The sequence below is a fragment of the Vibrio sp. Vb339 genome, assembly GCF_902751245.1.
In the GTDB taxonomy this organism is placed as follows: Bacteria; Pseudomonadota; Gammaproteobacteria; order Enterobacterales; family Vibrionaceae; genus Vibrio; species Vibrio coralliirubri.
Window position 1 is genome coordinate 52,662 of sequence record NZ_CADDIS010000005.1, and the last position, 14,905, is coordinate 67,566.

General features: G+C 44.4%; 15 protein-coding genes. 9 read left to right on the top strand and 6 right to left on the bottom strand.

Annotation, left to right across the window (positions count from 1 at the left end):
- Positions 1-40: 40 nt before the first annotated feature.
- Complete coding sequence (locus tag HRQ85_RS19630) at positions 41-1,318, bottom strand: NRAMP family divalent metal transporter (protein WP_172380425.1); 1,278 nt, start codon at positions 1,316-1,318, stop codon at positions 41-43.
- Between the two features lie 158 nt (positions 1,319-1,476).
- Here HRQ85_RS19630 and HRQ85_RS19635 point away from each other — a divergent pair, with 158 nt between their 5' ends.
- On the top strand, positions 1,477-2,211 hold the full coding sequence (locus HRQ85_RS19635) for a pseudouridine synthase (RefSeq protein WP_172380426.1): 735 nt from the start codon (positions 1,477-1,479) through the stop codon (positions 2,209-2,211).
- A 34-nt stretch (positions 2,212-2,245) separates the two neighbouring features.
- Positions 2,246-3,208 (top strand): D-2-hydroxyacid dehydrogenase, encoded by a 963-nt coding sequence (locus tag HRQ85_RS19640; RefSeq protein ID WP_172380427.1) that lies wholly within the window; start codon positions 2,246-2,248, stop codon positions 3,206-3,208.
- Positions 3,209-3,312: 104 nt separating this feature from the next.
- Here HRQ85_RS19640 and HRQ85_RS19645 read toward each other — a convergent pair whose 3' ends face one another.
- The 4 genes from HRQ85_RS19645 to argR all read right to left on the bottom strand — a co-directional run bounded on the left by HRQ85_RS19645 (position 3,313) and on the right by argR (position 8,474).
- Entirely contained in the window at positions 3,313-3,750 is a 438-nt protein-coding gene (locus HRQ85_RS19645; protein ID WP_172380428.1) for a universal stress protein, read from the bottom strand.
- Positions 3,751-3,857: 107 nt separating this feature from the next.
- Positions 3,858-6,437, bottom strand: a complete 2,580-nt coding sequence (locus HRQ85_RS19650; protein WP_086971272.1) for a TRAP transporter permease — start codon at positions 6,435-6,437, stop codon at positions 3,858-3,860.
- 255 nt (positions 6,438-6,692) lie between these two features.
- Complete coding sequence (locus tag HRQ85_RS19655) at positions 6,693-7,661, bottom strand: TAXI family TRAP transporter solute-binding subunit (protein WP_017061374.1); 969 nt, start codon at positions 7,659-7,661, stop codon at positions 6,693-6,695.
- Positions 7,662-8,003: 342 nt separating this feature from the next.
- Complete coding sequence (gene argR, locus HRQ85_RS19660) at positions 8,004-8,474, bottom strand: transcriptional regulator ArgR (RefSeq protein WP_004740827.1); 471 nt, start codon at positions 8,472-8,474, stop codon at positions 8,004-8,006.
- 332 nt (positions 8,475-8,806) lie between these two features.
- Between argR and mdh the strand changes: the two genes are divergently transcribed.
- Both mdh and HRQ85_RS19670 read left to right on the top strand, forming a co-directional pair.
- A complete protein-coding gene (gene mdh / locus HRQ85_RS19665) occupies positions 8,807-9,742 on the top strand; it encodes a malate dehydrogenase (RefSeq protein ID WP_009847834.1) in 936 nt (311 codons plus the stop codon).
- A gap of 124 nt (positions 9,743-9,866) precedes the next feature.
- Positions 9,867-10,058: a hypothetical protein gene (locus tag HRQ85_RS19670; protein WP_017061375.1), complete on the top strand. Its 192-nt coding sequence runs from the start codon at positions 9,867-9,869 to the stop codon at positions 10,056-10,058.
- A gap of 95 nt (positions 10,059-10,153) precedes the next feature.
- Here the strand turns inward: HRQ85_RS19670 and ispB are convergent, their stop codons facing one another.
- Entirely contained in the window at positions 10,154-11,125 is a 972-nt protein-coding gene (gene ispB / locus HRQ85_RS19675) for an octaprenyl diphosphate synthase (RefSeq protein WP_172380429.1), read from the bottom strand.
- Between the two features lie 268 nt (positions 11,126-11,393).
- Here ispB and rplU point away from each other — a divergent pair, with 268 nt between their 5' ends.
- The 5 genes from rplU to HRQ85_RS19700 all read left to right on the top strand — a co-directional run bounded on the left by rplU (position 11,394) and on the right by HRQ85_RS19700 (position 14,884).
- The gene (rplU, locus tag HRQ85_RS19680) at positions 11,394-11,705 is read left to right on the top strand and encodes a 50S ribosomal protein L21 (protein ID WP_004740823.1); all 312 of its coding nucleotides are present in this window, start codon (positions 11,394-11,396) and stop codon (positions 11,703-11,705) included.
- Between the two features lie 19 nt (positions 11,706-11,724).
- Entirely contained in the window at positions 11,725-11,982 is a 258-nt protein-coding gene (rpmA, locus tag HRQ85_RS19685) for a 50S ribosomal protein L27 (RefSeq protein ID WP_004735905.1), read from the top strand.
- A 324-nt stretch (positions 11,983-12,306) separates the two neighbouring features.
- Positions 12,307-13,479, top strand: coding sequence for an Obg family GTPase CgtA (gene cgtA, locus HRQ85_RS19690; protein WP_172380430.1), 1,173 nt, complete (start codon positions 12,307-12,309; stop codon positions 13,477-13,479).
- Between the two features lie 164 nt (positions 13,480-13,643).
- Positions 13,644-14,411, top strand: coding sequence for a threonine/serine exporter family protein (locus tag HRQ85_RS19695; RefSeq protein ID WP_050643130.1), 768 nt, complete (start codon positions 13,644-13,646; stop codon positions 14,409-14,411).
- Entirely contained in the window at positions 14,411-14,884 is a 474-nt protein-coding gene (locus HRQ85_RS19700; protein ID WP_172380431.1) for a threonine/serine exporter family protein, read from the top strand. The genes HRQ85_RS19695 and HRQ85_RS19700 overlap by 1 nt, the downstream gene beginning before the upstream one ends.
- Positions 14,885-14,905: the final 21 nt, after the last annotated feature.

Below are 14,905 nucleotides of genomic sequence, written 5' to 3' on the forward strand. Positions count from 1 at the left end.
AAAGCTGTTTTCGTTGTTGAAAGATGTATTGGCTGAAGAATTACATCAACCACTTCCACCAAACAAAGACTGCTAAGAAACCAAACAGGTAAACAAGACCCGCGACAGACAGCCATTTTAGCTTGCTGCCAATGGCTAGTGCTTCTGGAAGCTTAGCCTTATTCACTAGGATGAAGTTAAGCAGCGCGAAGAATGGCGTAGTCGCAAAGGCAAGTACCATCGCAAAATCAAGCATTGGCATCAGTGCAGCGCTAAAGAACATCACAATCGCCAATGCCGCGAGAGAGACTATGATGATCCAACCTTGCAGCATTCTTGGGCTTGAGTCTTTTTTGAATAATAGGCGCTGTGATTCAGCAAGCACGCGAGAGTAGCCATCGATAACGGTAATCGTGCTACCAAAGATACAGAAGAAAGCGATAAGAGCGATTAATGGACGAGACCACTCACCAATTGTCGAAGCGTAGATGCCGACCAATTGATGAGTAAAGCCAACACCAGAGCGAGACAGTTCAACACCCGAACCGTGAAGCACTAGCGCGCCTAACGCAACGAATACTAAAGCAAGCAGTGCAGTACCAATGTAACCGACATTAAAATCGAACAGTGCTGATTGTGCGGTCACTTCCTGCTTCTCTTTTTGGCTTTTTAGCCACATAGAGGTGATGCTTGAAATCTCGATAGGCGCAGGCATCCAACCCATGGTCACCACGATAAAACCAATAGCAGCCAATGACCAAGGCGATGGCGGAACAAAAGCAGCATCAGGCTGGACTGGGGAGCCAATAGCAATCGCAACAGCAGCTAAGGTTGTGATGGTTAAGATCGCCATGATCGCTTTAGATAGAGTATCAAGCGCGCGGTAATGGCCAGCAAACAGAATGATCAAACAGGTCGCCAAAACGATCATGCACAAGGTGCTAGTGGCTAAATCGAAAGGAATAAAGTAACTGAGTAGACTTGCACTGAATAATAGCAGGGCAGCGGTATTCACGACCGCTGATATGGAACTCAAGATCGAAAAGATCACAAGGTAAGGGCGGCCTAGGTTAGAGTAACCTTCCACCAAGCTTTGACCCGTTCCTAGCGTGTATTGGATGCCGGCTCTGAAGAATGGGTATTTGAAGATATTAACGAGGATAATAAGCGCGGCGAGCTGCCAACCATAAATCGCACCCGCCTTGGTTGAGGCGACTAAGTGAGAGCCACCAACAGCCGCTGCGGCCATCATAATGCCTGGGCCAAGAGACTTAATTAAACTAGATAGGGGAGCTGAGGTTGGTGTTTTTGTGTTGGTGGTTTTAACCGTACTGTCCATCGTTTTTCCTTTGATGCTGACTTCTTATTATCCGTTACCCTATCAATACCATGTTTTGTAAGGTCGTCAACTTTTATGTACGAAAATGTTGAAAATTGTATTTATTTATAAACGAATCAACCGTGAATTATTTGTTCACTAGCAATTAAGAGGCTCCAATGGCGTTAGAACAGTACACACCACCGCGTGAACCGTGGATTGATATTGTTTATCAAGATGACGATATTCTTGTGGTGAACAAGCCTGCAGGCCTACTTTCTGTTCCGGGTAGGTTACCTGATCATTACGACAGTATGTGGAGTCGGTTAGTTGTCGAATTTCCAGAGATTCAAGTCGTGCATCGATTGGACATGTCGACATCGGGCTTGATGCTGCTCGCTAAACACAAGCAAGCAGAGCGACATTTGAAGAAGCAATTTCAATATCGCCTGACACATAAGCTCTATTACGCGCGAGTATGGGGTGCAGTTGAAGACAAAGAAGGCTTGATTGACCTTCCTCTTATTTGCGACTGGCCAAACCGCCCGAAGCAGAAAGTGTGTTTCGAGGATGGTAAATCATCTCAGACTCGCTATGTGGTGGAACAAGATGAGGTACAAACGACCTTATTGAAGCTACTGCCTATCACGGGACGATCTCATCAGTTGCGAGTGCACTGTATGGAGATAGGAAATCCTATTGTGGGTGATGAGTTTTATGCCACGCTAGATGCTTTTAACTATAGCGATAGGTTGGCTCTGCACGCGTGTGAACTCAGTTTTTATCACCCGGCTAATGATCAGTTATTTAAAGCCTTTGTTCCGTGTGAGTTTTATCCTCAAGCATCGCCACAAATCGAGCAGCACTTTGAAATTGCGCCAGAGCTTCCAGACTACAGTAAGCTAAAAGCTTAGAATGGTCTCATCAATACCAATTCAAGGACGTACAATGCCGAAGTTGAAAGTGGTCTTTCTCGACAGAGCCACCATCCCATCTCAAATCCATTTAAAACCTCTCAGCTTTGAACATGAGTGGGTAGAGTATGACTTTACTGCTCCAGAGCTCGTTGCTGAACGCGTTGTCGGAGCGGATGTTGTTATCACCAATAAGGTTGTGCTCAACGCTGATAATTTAGCTCAAGCACAACAACTCAAGCTGATCGCTGTGTCAGCGACAGGCGTCAATAATGTCGATGTCGACTACTGCAAGAGTAACAATATCGCAGTGGCTAATGTGCAAGGCTATGCGACTCAGTCGGTACCTGAACATGTGATTGCTATGCTGTTTACGCTAAAACGAAATCTTGTTGGCTACCATCAAGACATTGAATCCGGCGAGTGGCAAAAGGATAAGCAGTTCTGTTTCTTTACTCACCCTATTCAAGATGTGGCTGGTAGTACATTGGGTTTAATTGGTAGTGGCAGTTTAGGGCAAGCGACTGCGATATTGGCTAAAGCGATTGGTATGAAAGTGATTTTTGCAGAGCGAAAAGGTGCGGAGTCTTGTCGAGAGGGGTATTTGCCTTTTTATACAGTGTTGCAGCAAGCGGATGCGATCAGCCTACATTGCCCATTGACTGATATGACCCAAAATCTGATTTCGGAGCGAGAGCTAGCAATGATGAAACCAAGTGCGGTGTTAATTAATGCTGGCCGTGGTGGGCTTGTCGATGAACAAGCTTTGGTTGAAGCTTTGAAAAAACATGAGATCGCAGGTGCAGGTATGGATGTGTTCACACAAGAGCCAGCAGATAACTCGAATCCACTATTGGCCAACAGTCACCTACCTAACTTACTGCTGACACCTCATGTGGCGTGGGGCTGTGACAGTTCAATTCAAAAGCTGTCTGATATCTTAATCGATAATATTGATGGGTTTGTCGCGGGTAATCCGCAGAACTTAGTGCGTTGATTCTTGAGATCTTTACTACGATTGGTATTAAACGGTGCGAACGCAAAACAAAAAAGGTTGGCTTTTAGGCCAACCTTTTTAGATCGTTGTGTCGATTAAGTGATTTAGCCTTGCGGCTTAACTACCAATACATTGATTGGTGAGTTCTGTACCACTTTGCTTGCGACAGAACCAAGCACAACTTTGTCGATTTTCGAACGCTTATGGCTAGGCATCACGATAAGGTCAGCGCCCAGTTTTTCTGCGTAATCAAGGATCGTTGTGTAAGTCTTGCCTTCGGCAACGTGAACTTTATACACCACTTCATCGTCAATGTGCTTGTCAGCAAAATCTTTCAGCTGATTTTTCACATCAAGCTTCATTTGGTTCGCTGCATCTTTCGGGAAGTAAGACGCCACCATCGACATGTGAATGCCCGGTAGTACGTTCAGAATGTGGACTTCAGCATTGCTGTGTTTCGCGTGCCATACCGCTAGTTCGACTGCTTTATCAGAAAAGCCTTTGTCGTTAAGATCAACGGGAACAAGGATTTGTCTATACATGTATTCGTCTCTTTTTGAGCAGCGCTTAGTACATACCAAACGCTGTAATTATCTTTTCCATGTAGTAAAAAAGCCAAATAGAGTAGAGCGCTACTTGGCTCTATCCATTACGCGCTAATCTCATCCTTACGAGCACGCCTTCTTTGGTTCATCGCTAAACCAATCAAAATCAGTAGGGCAGGTAAGAATACCCACTCTTTCATTGGTCGTTCTGCGTCTTGGATAACTGATTTAATTTCCCAATCAAAGTCAATGCCAGCGGCTTCTGCAGGGCTACCAAACTCAACCATATCAACAATCATCTTGTCGTCAGCTTGTGTCAGCATTAGGCCCATTGAAGCAATGCGGTCTTCACTTGTTGTCGCAGAATCTTCAAACGGAAGGCGAACTGTTTTCTCAGAATAGTTACCTTCTAAGTTTTCGCCACCTACTCTCAATTCAAGTGATTGTCCCACAGATAGATTTTCTGTGATTTGAGCAATCTCAACTCCAGGTGAAAGAACTTTCTCTGGATAAATCATGTCCCACCAGAAACCAGGGCGGAAGAAAGAGAAGGTTAGAATCAACAGCAGTAATGTTTCCCACCACTTGTTCTTAGTAAACCACCATCCTTGTGTTGCTGCGGCAAAGATAAGTACTGCAGTAACAGAAGAGAAAATCGTTAGTGCTAAGTGCCACCAAGAATCAATGCCCATCAACAGTAGTTGGGTATTGAAGATGAACATGAACGGCAAGATCGCGGTCCGGATATCGTAGGTAAAACCTTGAATACCTGTACGAATTGGGTCTGATTTCGCAATCGCGGCGGCCGCAAAGGCTGCCAGACCTACCGGAGGTGTGTCATCTGCAAGAATACCGAAGTAGAACACGAATAAGTGAACCGCAATCAATGGAATGATCAAGCCGTGCGCAGCGCCTAGGGTCACGATTACCGGAGCCATCAGCGTTGATACAACGATGTAGTTCGCCGTTGTTGGCAAGCCCATACCTAAGATCAAGCTGATTACTGCAGTGAATAGCAACATAAGAATGATGCTACCGCCTGAGATAAACTCAACGAAGTCCGTCATTACTAGACCGATACCCGTTAGAGTCACCACGCCTACAACCGTACCTGCGGCCGCTGTCGCGACACCGATACCAATCATGTTACGTGCGCCTGAAACCAAGCTCTCTGCGAGATCAACGAAGCCAGCTTTAGTTTGCTCTGCAAGATCGTCTGATTTGTTCATCAAAGTCATTAAAGGACGCTGAGTGATCAAAATGAAGATCATGAATACGGTCGCCCAGAATGCCGACAGACCTGGAGAGAAACGTTCAACAGTTAGACACCAAACTAGAACTACGATAGGCAGTAGGAAGTGCAAACCAGATTTAATCGTTGGACCTGGATCCGGAACTTCTTTGAGATCCGCATCGATTTCCATGCCGCCTTCAGATGCGTATTTTGCTGATACACGAACCAGAGCGACATAAGCGACTAATAGAGCCACCGTTACGATTGGTGTTGCAGCATCGCCAAAGACATCTTTCGTCCAACCGACACCGTAGTAAACCGCGGCACTGATAACACACAGACCTAAAATGGTACCCGTGAAAGACAGTAAGCTTTGTACGATAGTTGGTGTGTGGCGACGAGGTAGGCCAGTCATACCTGCTTTACATGCTTCTAGATGAACAATGTAAATCAGAGCGATGTAAGAGATCAGAGCGGGCAGTAGCGCGGCTTTGATTACTTCTACATACGAAATGCCCACATACTCAACCATCAAGAAGGCTGCTGCACCCATGATCGGTGGTGTTAATTGACCATTGGTTGAAGCTGCTACTTCTACTGCACCTGCTTTAGTGCCTGGGAAACCAACACGCTTCATTAGCGGGATAGTAAAGGTACCCGTGGTTACCACGTTCGCGATAGATGAACCTGATACCAAACCAGACAGACCTGATGCAACAACGGCTGCTTTCGCTGGGCCGCCTTTCATGTGACCAAGCAGTGAGAATGCAACTTTAATAAAGTAAGCACCAGCACCTGCACGCTCTAGCATTGCACCAAACAGTACAAACAAGAATACGAATGACGTTGATACGCCAAGTGCCACACCGAATACACCTTCAGTTGTTAACCACAGATGCGACATTGCCTTGTTCAGGCTCGCACCTTTGTGGGCAATAACGTCCGGCATGTGAGGGCCGCCAAAGGTATAAAGTAGGAATACTGCTGCCACAACCATAAGAGGTGGACCCAAAGCGCGTCGTGTTGCTTCAAGCAGTAAAACCATACCGAATACAGCCGCAACAATATCGAATGTTGTTGGTGCGCCCGAGCGCTCAGCGAGTTCAGTATAGAAAATATAGATATAAGAAGCTGAAAAGCTACCTACAAGCGCTAATATCCAATCGACTGCGGGGATGCGATCCCTAGGCGAATTCTTCATGGCTGGATAAGCGGTAAAGGCTAGGAAAATAGCAAACGTAAGGTGAATTGCTCGAGCTTCAGTGTCGTTTAAAATTGCGAAGTTAAAAATGAACGGCAGCGGAGATGCATACCAAAGTTGGAACAGTGACCAACATAGAGGCACAAACCATAAAATACGGCCTTGGATACCACGAGGGCTACGCGCACCAGTATCTGATTGTGCCACCATTTCTTGCACATCTGGAGACGGTGATGTTGTCTGCGTCATGTACTTTATCCTTATTATTGATGGTCTGCCTTTTCTTACGAACAACCAAACGTTATTTATTTCCTATCTAGTGTAGTGAATGGATAGGGAAATGCGTTCTTTGTTCGTCTTTGTCTTAGGCTTGATACGAAGGTAAGTCCTCCAAATTGGAGAAACTTAAAGGGCTGTTCTTTTCACTTAAATTATTTTTATAAAACGTGAAAAGCCAATAAGGAGGGCTAGCCTCCTTATTGGTGTAGTAGGCTTAAAGTAGAGTTACTTTAGAAGGCCCACTTCTTTGTAGTATTTTGCTGCGCCTGGGTGAAGAGGGATAGAGATACCCGCTTTAACCATGTCTTCTTTTTTCAGGTTAGCAAATGCTGGGTGTAGGCGTTTGAAAGTGTCAAAGTTTTCAAATACTGCCTTAGCAACGTTGTATGCAACTTCTTCAGAAACGTCTGAAGTTGTTACCATAGTTGCTGCAACACCGAAGCTGTTTACGTCAGCGTCAGTACCACGGTACATACCAGCAGGAACTGTGCTGTAAGCGTAGTATGGGTTTTCAGCTACGATCTTGTCGATCTGTGGACCTGTTGCTGAAACCAGTTTTGCATCACAAGACGTTGTTGCTTCTTTGATTGATCCGTTCGGGTGACCAACCATGTAGATGAATGCATCAATCTTGTTATCACAAAGTGCTTGTGAACGCTCAGAACCTTTAAGTTCAGAGGCAAGCTTGAAGCTGTCGTTAGTCCAGCCCATAGCGTCCATTACAACACCCATCGTTGCACGGTCACCAGAACCTGGGTTACCAATGTTTACACGCTTACCTGCTAGGTCAGACACATTGTTGATGCCAGCATCAGTACGAGCGATGATGTTAAACGGTTCTGTATGTAGAGAGAACATCGCGCGAAGTTTCTTGTATTCGCCCTGATCTTTGAACTTACTTGTACCGTTGTAGCCGTGGTATTGCCAGTCCGATTGAACAACACCGAAATCTAGTTCACCAGCACGGATGGTGTTAACGTTGTAGATTGAACCACCAGTAGACTCTACAGAACAACGAATGTTGTGGTCTTTGCGGCCCTTGTTCACTAGCTTACAAATCGCACCACCAGTTGGGTAGTAAACACCCGTAACTGAACCAGTACCAATCGTGATGAACTCTTGAGCGTTAACAGCGCCAGCGCCCATTACAGCAGCTGCAATAGCACCAACTTTAATAAGTTTGGTAAATGCCATGAATTTCCCTTCCTTTATTCATTATTAACCCTGAAACAAGTGTAGTTGCTTCTGGAGTTTCCTATTTGGAAACGGCACCTTTTTCAATCCATGTGATGAAAAAGTGGCTGAATAATATCAAAAATTGGCAGAAAATTACTCGAATGTTAAAAGATATAGCTAAAAAATCTAACAAATGATGTCTGGATCTCGTGTTTGATTTGCTACTGAGTTTTTTAAAATCAATAGTTTAGTGTGATTTTGGAAGAGAGGTATGGATATTCTAGGATGTGATTTGGATCACGAAGCAAATAGATACTCGTGATCCATTAATAAAGCTGATAGGTATGAAACAGCGATCAATTATCCTGCGTATTCAAACAGTTCACACACTGAATCAAACAGTTGCTTAGTGGTAACCGATAACGTTGGGGTAATGAAGATAGTATCATCACCTGCGACTACGCCCAGTATGCCTTCCGACTTACCTAGAGAGTCTAATAAACGCGCAATCAGCTGCGCCGCACCAGGGCCCGTGTGTATCACCACCAATGCATTGTTGTGGTCAATATCTAGTACTAATTCTCTTAGAGAGCTAGAAACGGTCGGAACACCAAGCTCAGCAGGAAGACAGTAAACCATCTCCATTTTTGCGTTACGAGTTCGAACGGCACCAAACTTGGTTAACATACGCGAGACTTTAGACTGGTTGATGCTTTCAAAACCTTCGTGTTTTAGGGCATCCACAATTTCGCCTTGTGAGCCAAAACGTTCTTCTTTTAGTAAGGCTTTAAATGCACGAACTAAGTTGTCTTGCTTTTCTGTATTGCGCATATGTCATTCTTATTCATTAACAAAGATGTTTGCATATTCTCGCATACATATTCAATTTTAGCCAAAACATCCCTGTAATTTGTTAGTCATATCACTGTAAATATTTAATAGAATAATGTGTTATTTGCGACGACTTATTTTGTTATTTCAGTCGATTATCGCCATAATGCGAACTTGCTGTGTAGCACGGTTTTATTGACTTGCGCGAAGTCGCAAAGCTAGCGTTAATTGATTGTAATCACTTTGTGATTAATATAGTTTTTTAACTTAGATTTAGCTCAAGAATTACCCTACAAAGAATCTATAAGAGAAAGCTCTCAAGGAGAATAACAATGAAAGTAGCTGTTATTGGTGCCGCTGGTGGCATCGGTCAAGCCCTAGCCCTACTACTTAAAAACCGCCTACCTGCTGGTTCAGATCTTGCACTTTACGATATTGCACCGGTAACACCGGGTGTTGCTGCCGATCTTAGCCATATCCCAACGCCTGTTTCGATCAAAGGTTACGCGGGTGAAGATCCAACTCCAGCACTAGAAGGTGCGGATGTTGTACTTATTTCTGCGGGTGTTGCTCGTAAGCCTGGTATGGATCGTGCGGATCTTTTCAATGTGAATGCTGGCATTGTTAAGTCTCTTGCAGAGAAAATCGCAGTTACTTGTCCTACCGCTTGTGTTGGTATCATTACTAACCCAGTAAACACAACAGTGCCAATCGCGGCTGAAGTACTGAAGAAAGCGGGCGTTTACGACAAGCGTCGTCTATTTGGTATTACGACTCTTGATGTGATTCGTTCTGAAACGTTCGTTGCTGAACTAAAAGACAAAGATCCAGGCGACATCCGTGTTCCTGTTATCGGTGGCCACTCAGGCGTAACGATTCTTCCTCTACTTTCTCAAGTTGAAGGCGTAGAGTTCACTGACGAAGAAATCGCAGCACTAACGACTCGTATCCAAAATGCAGGTACAGAAGTAGTAGAAGCTAAAGCTGGCGGCGGCAGTGCGACACTGTCTATGGGTCAAGCGGCTTGTCGTTTCGGTCTTGCTCTAGTGAAAGCGCTTCAAGGTGAAGAGAACGTGATTGAATGTGCATACGTTGAAGGTGAAGGCGAACACGCTCCATTCTTCGCACAGCCAGTTAAACTAGGCAAAGAGGGTGCTGAAGCGATCCTTAGCTACGGTGAGCTGAGCGACTTCGAACGTAACGCTTTAGATAGCATGCTTGAAACGCTAAATGGCGACATCGAGATTGGTGTTGAATTCGCTAAATAAGCGAGACGCTATTTAACTCAGTCTAAAGCTAATTATTAAGGGCCGGTCATTATGATCGGCTTTTTTGATCCTGAAGTTCAAGCTACTCGTATTCACCTCTAAAACTAAGGTGAAGGTAAATGTTATGGCTACTGTTCAGAAGGGTATGAATGTCGAATATTTGGGGCACTTAGGAAAAGTATTGGTAATTGATGAGCAAGAGCAGTACGCGTTAGTAGAGACTTACAACGGGCATGAGCAATACGCAGTGCCAATGGAAGAGCTTGAAGAAATTGAAGCTCAACTGCCGTTATCATTAGAAGCGAGCCGATATTGAATTTGGCGCTCTTACAAATATTTGTTCAAATCCAAAAAAGAGCCCTGAGGCTCTTTTTTGTTATTTATATAGAAGCTAGTTGTCTATTAACCTGCTTACTTGCTGCGTTTAACAGCTAAGTGTGCGAGCGTGGTTAGCGCTTGCTTATATTCAGAGTCAGGAAGTACAGAAAGCTCAGCGATGGCTTTATCGGCCTCTTCGTAGGCTTTATTTGTTGTGTACTCTAAAGAGCCTGTCTCTTTCATCACAGCCATAATGTCGTCGAGACGTTCCATGCCGTTCGCTTTCTCAATCGCTTCACGAATCATGCTGGCTTGTTCAGGAGTGCCATTATGCATTGCGTAAAGTAGAGGCAGTGTTGGTTTGCCTTCGGCTAGGTCGTCACCAACGTTCTTACCCATCTCTTTACCATCAGCAGTGTAATCCATCACATCGTCAATCAGCTGGAAAGCGGTTCCTAGGTATTTACCATAGTTCTGCATTGCTGTTTCGATCTCTGGTGATGACTCAGTAAGAATCGCGCCGATTTGGGTTGCTGCTTCGAACAAGCGAGCGGTCTTAGAGTAGATCACCTGCATGTAGCTTTCTTCAGTGGTGTCTGGGTTATTGCAGTTCATTAATTGTTGAACTTCACCCTCGGCAATCACGTTTACTGCTTCACTCATTAACTCAAGGATCTTTAAAGATCCTAGCGTTGTCATCATTTGGAACGAGCGTGTGTAGATAAAGTCACCCACCAAAACGCTAGCGGCATTACCAAAAGCGGCATTGGCTGTCGCCTTACCACGTCTCATGTCCGATTCGTCTACAACGTCATCATGAAGCAGGGTTGCGGTGTGAATAAACTCGATAAAGGCTGCAGAGGTGATATGAGCTTCACCTTGGTAACCGAGTGCGCGAGCAGATAAAAGAGCAAGCAAAGGGCGTAGGCGTTTGCCACCACCGCTAACGATATAGAAACCAAGCTGGTTGATTAAACTTACGTCAGAATTAAGTTGGGCTTGAATTGTTTCATTCACTTTTGCCATATCATTGGCAGTAAGCGTTTGGATAGCTTTAAAATCCATTGTTCATCCGGCTGAAGTTAGACCCTGTAAGGCTTATACGTTGTATTTAATTGTTGAATAATACACTAAAAAACGTTGATTAATACATCGCTAAAGGGCATGATTGCCGCACTTTTCTTTGGCGAACAGGTTTTCGCCAATTTTTTAAAAATATGGCTTGTCATAGCGGCATGATTCCCGTAGAATCTGCGCCCTATTGATTAGTTTAGCGCACACCCGAGTTGTACAATTAACAACCATAGGCTGTGCGGAAAAAGCGGAGTAAAATATGTACGCTGTTTTCCAATCTGGTGGCAAACAACACCGAGTAAGCGAAGGTCAAACACTTCGTTTAGAGAAATTAGACGTTGAAACTGGTGCAACTGTTGAATTTGATAAAGTTCTTCTTGTTGCTAACGGCGAAGAAATCGCTGTTGGTGCACCTCTTGTTGAAGGTGGCAAGGTTACTGCAGAAGTAGTACAACACGGTCGTGGCGATAAAGTAAAAATCGTTAAGTTCCGTCGTCGTAAGCACTCGCGTAAGCAAGCTGGTCACCGTCAGTGGTTCACTGAAGTGAAAATCACTGGCATTAACGCTTAAGTATTAGGAGAGTTTAACAATGGCACATAAAAAAGCTGGCGGTTCTACTAATAACGGCCGCGATTCAGAAAGCAAACGTCTTGGTGTTAAGCGTTTTGGTGGTGAATCTGTTCTTGCAGGTAACATCATCGTTCGTCAACGTGGTACTAAGTTCCACGCTGGCACAAACGTTGGCATCGGTAAAGACCACACTCTTTTCGCTCTTACTGAAGGTAAAGTGAAATTTGCTGTTAAAGGTCCTAAAAACCGTAAGTTTGTAAGCATCGAAGCTGAGTAATTTAATCTTTAACTAGATTATTTTATTAGCTTTCAAGCTGAATTCAAAAGCCCTGCCGATTCGGCAGGGTTTTTTATTTATAGCAAGAATAAAAAAGCAGACGCTCTTGTTTTGGTTTTGAGAAGCCGTTTTATTTTTTGATAAACAGTTTGGTTTTTAAGAAGCCGTTTGTTTTATAAGAAATAGAAAGCAAAGAACCTCTCCTTATTTGTTCCTTGGTTGCAGGTCGGCCTAGATCTTAGGTGATCGATCTAAACACGGATCTGCTAGAATTTATATCACTCCTTGATGAGTGGTAACGCAACGTAAGTGCGGAGTTAAAAAATGAAATTCGTTGATGAAGCGGTAGTAAAAATAGAAGCCGGTGATGGCGGTAATGGTACAGTTAGCTTTTGGCGCGAAAAATTCGTCGCTAAAGGTGGTCCTGACGGCGGTGATGGCGGTGACGGTGGTGATGTTTACATCCAAGCGGATGAGAACTTAAACACGCTGATCGATTATCGTTTCCAACGTTTTTACAACGCAGAGCGTGGTGAGAACGGTCGCGGTGGTAACTGTACTGGTAAACGTGGTAAAGACATTACACTGAAAGTGCCTGTAGGTACTCGTGCGGTTGATATCCACACCAACGAAATCGTTGCTGAAGTTGCTGAACACGGCAAGAAAGTAATGGTTGGTAAAGGTGGTTGGCACGGTCTTGGTAACACGCGTTTTAAATCGTCTGTTAACCGTGCTCCTCGTCAAAAGACAATGGGTACTAAAGGCGAAGTTCGTGAACTGCGTTTAGAGCTTCTTCTATTAGCTGACGTTGGTATGCTTGGCCTACCAAACGCAGGTAAATCTACTTTTATTCGTTCAGTATCTGCTGCGAAACCAAAAGTGGCTGATTACCCGTTCACTACCTTGATCCCAAGCTTGGGTGTGGTAAGTGTTGTTCCTGAAAAGAGCTTCGTTGTTGCCGATATCCCAGGTCTAATCGAAGGCGCTGCTGATGGCGCTGGCCTTGGTATCCGCTTCCTTAAGCACCTTGAGCGTTGTCGTGTTCTGCTGCATATGATCGACATTATGCCGATCGATCAATCTGATCCTATTCAGAATGCACTAACGATCATCGATGAGCTTGAGCAATACAGTGAAAAAGTTTCACAGAAACCTCGTTGGTTAGTGTTCAACAAAGTTGACCTAATGCCAGAAGACGAAGCAGACGAAAAGGTTCAAGAAATCATCGATGCTTTGGGCTGGGAAGGCGAGTACTTCAAGATCTCTGCTGTGAATAAAATCGGCACCAAAGATCTTTGCTTCAAACTTGGTGAGTTTATGGAAAACCTACCTCGTGAAGTTGTAGAAGTTGAAGAAGAAGAAAAAGTAGACTTTATGTGGGATGACTACCATAAAGATGCGATGAGCGGTAAGAATGTCGTTACTGAAGATGACGACGATTGGGACGATTGGGATGACGAAGAAGATGACGGCCATGTTATCTATGTTCGTGACTAACCCTCTTAGTTTCTCATAACGTATCGGTCGCTTCTTACAAGTACACTGATAGTTTTATTAAACCGCAATGAAAATTGCGGTTTTTTTGTATCTAAATCATGACGTCTTGCTGTTTTTTATGCAAAATTTATCTTTAGATAATTAACGCCTATGGGAAGGAAATCATGGCATCAAAGCAAAGAGCGATCTCAAGACTCGTCGCTCAATCAGGACAAATGTTATTGGCGCACGGGGCCGAGAGCACACTGGTCGGCGATATCATGCGCCGCATCGGTATTGCTTGTGGGGTAAATGAGGTTGAAGTTGCCCTGTCAGCCAATGCGCTTGTTGTAACTACTGTAATGAACGATCACTGTATTACCACTACTCGAAGTTGTGCTGATCGTGGCATTAACATGCAGGTTATCACCGATATTCAACGCATTTGCATCATGATGGAGAAGGGAATTCTCGATTATGATTTGGCGTATAAAAAGATTCAAAACATCAGCCCCGAACGCTACAACCGTTGGTTAGTGGTTGTGATGATAGGGTTGTCGTGCGCCTCTTTTAGTCACCTTGCAGGCGGAGACTGGCAAGTCTTCATGATGACTTTTATTGCTTCAGCTTGCGGAATGATCGTCAGACAAGAGATTGGTCATCGCCATTTCAATCCGCTATTAAACTTTGCTATCACAGCATTCGTTACCACTACCATTTCTGCTCAAGCCGTACTTTACAATATTGGCGGCCAACCCACGATCGTGATGGCTTCATCAGTACTAATGTTAGTACCCGGTTTCCCTCTGATTAACTCTGTCGCTGATATGCTTAAAGGCCATATTAATATGGGGTTAGCGCGCTTTACCATGGCCAGCTTATTAACTTTGGCGACGAGCTTGGGCATTGTTGCGGCGATGAGTCTATCGGATGTTTGGGGGTGGGCGAGCTAATGAGTATCTTCGAACTGTTTTTAGGTTTGCTCAACGATATGTTTTTCGCCGCTATTCCTGCGGTTGGGTTTGCATTGGTATTTAACGTTCCGCAACGTGCTTTAGTTTATTGTGCACTCGGTGGTTCTATCGGTCATGGTAGCCGTTATCTGATGATGCACTTTGGCATTCCAATCGAATGGGCGACGTTCTTCGCCGCGACTGTGGTTGGCATGATAGGGGTTCATTGGTCGCATAAACTGTTAGCACATCCGAAGGTGTTTACGGTTGCAGCGCTAATTCCTATGGTGCCAGGTGTGTTTGCCTTCAAGGCGATGATTGCAATGGTCGAGATTAACAGGGTAGGCTACACACCAGAGTTGTTGGCAATGTTGATGGAGAACTTTTTAAAATCGATGTTTATTATCGCTGGACTGGCGGTTGGCTTAGCTGTGCCAGGACTGTTATTCTATCGCCGTAGACCTATCGTTTAGCGTTAATTTTCTTTTTAGGGA

Excerpts from the sequence above, each read along its gene's own strand:
- HRQ85_RS19630 (WP_172380425.1), bottom strand. The coding sequence starts at position 1,318 with ATGGACAGTACGGTTAAAACCACCAACACAAAAACACCAACCTCAGCT.
- rpmA (WP_004735905.1), top strand. The coding sequence starts at position 11,725 with ATGGCACATAAAAAAGCTGGCGGTTCTACTAATAACGGCCGCGATTCA.
- HRQ85_RS19695 (WP_050643130.1), top strand. The coding sequence starts at position 13,644 with ATGGCATCAAAGCAAAGAGCGATCTCAAGACTCGTCGCTCAATCAGGA.
- cgtA (WP_172380430.1), top strand. The coding sequence starts at position 12,307 with ATGAAATTCGTTGATGAAGCGGTAGTAAAAATAGAAGCCGGTGATGGC.
- HRQ85_RS19635 (WP_172380426.1), top strand. The coding sequence starts at position 1,477 with ATGGCGTTAGAACAGTACACACCACCGCGTGAACCGTGGATTGATATT.
- rplU (WP_004740823.1), top strand. The coding sequence starts at position 11,394 with ATGTACGCTGTTTTCCAATCTGGTGGCAAACAACACCGAGTAAGCGAA.
- HRQ85_RS19645 (WP_172380428.1), bottom strand. The coding sequence starts at position 3,750 with ATGTATAGACAAATCCTTGTTCCCGTTGATCTTAACGACAAAGGCTTT.
- HRQ85_RS19655 (WP_017061374.1), bottom strand. The coding sequence starts at position 7,661 with ATGGCATTTACCAAACTTATTAAAGTTGGTGCTATTGCAGCTGCTGTA.
- HRQ85_RS19650 (WP_086971272.1), bottom strand. The coding sequence starts at position 6,437 with ATGACGCAGACAACATCACCGTCTCCAGATGTGCAAGAAATGGTGGCA.
- mdh (WP_009847834.1), top strand. The coding sequence starts at position 8,807 with ATGAAAGTAGCTGTTATTGGTGCCGCTGGTGGCATCGGTCAAGCCCTA.
- ispB (WP_172380429.1), bottom strand. The coding sequence starts at position 11,125 with ATGGATTTTAAAGCTATCCAAACGCTTACTGCCAATGATATGGCAAAA.
- HRQ85_RS19670 (WP_017061375.1), top strand. The coding sequence starts at position 9,867 with ATGGCTACTGTTCAGAAGGGTATGAATGTCGAATATTTGGGGCACTTA.
- argR (WP_004740827.1), bottom strand. The coding sequence starts at position 8,474 with ATGCGCAATACAGAAAAGCAAGACAACTTAGTTCGTGCATTTAAAGCC.
- HRQ85_RS19640 (WP_172380427.1), top strand. The coding sequence starts at position 2,246 with ATGCCGAAGTTGAAAGTGGTCTTTCTCGACAGAGCCACCATCCCATCT.
- HRQ85_RS19700 (WP_172380431.1), top strand. The coding sequence starts at position 14,411 with ATGAGTATCTTCGAACTGTTTTTAGGTTTGCTCAACGATATGTTTTTC.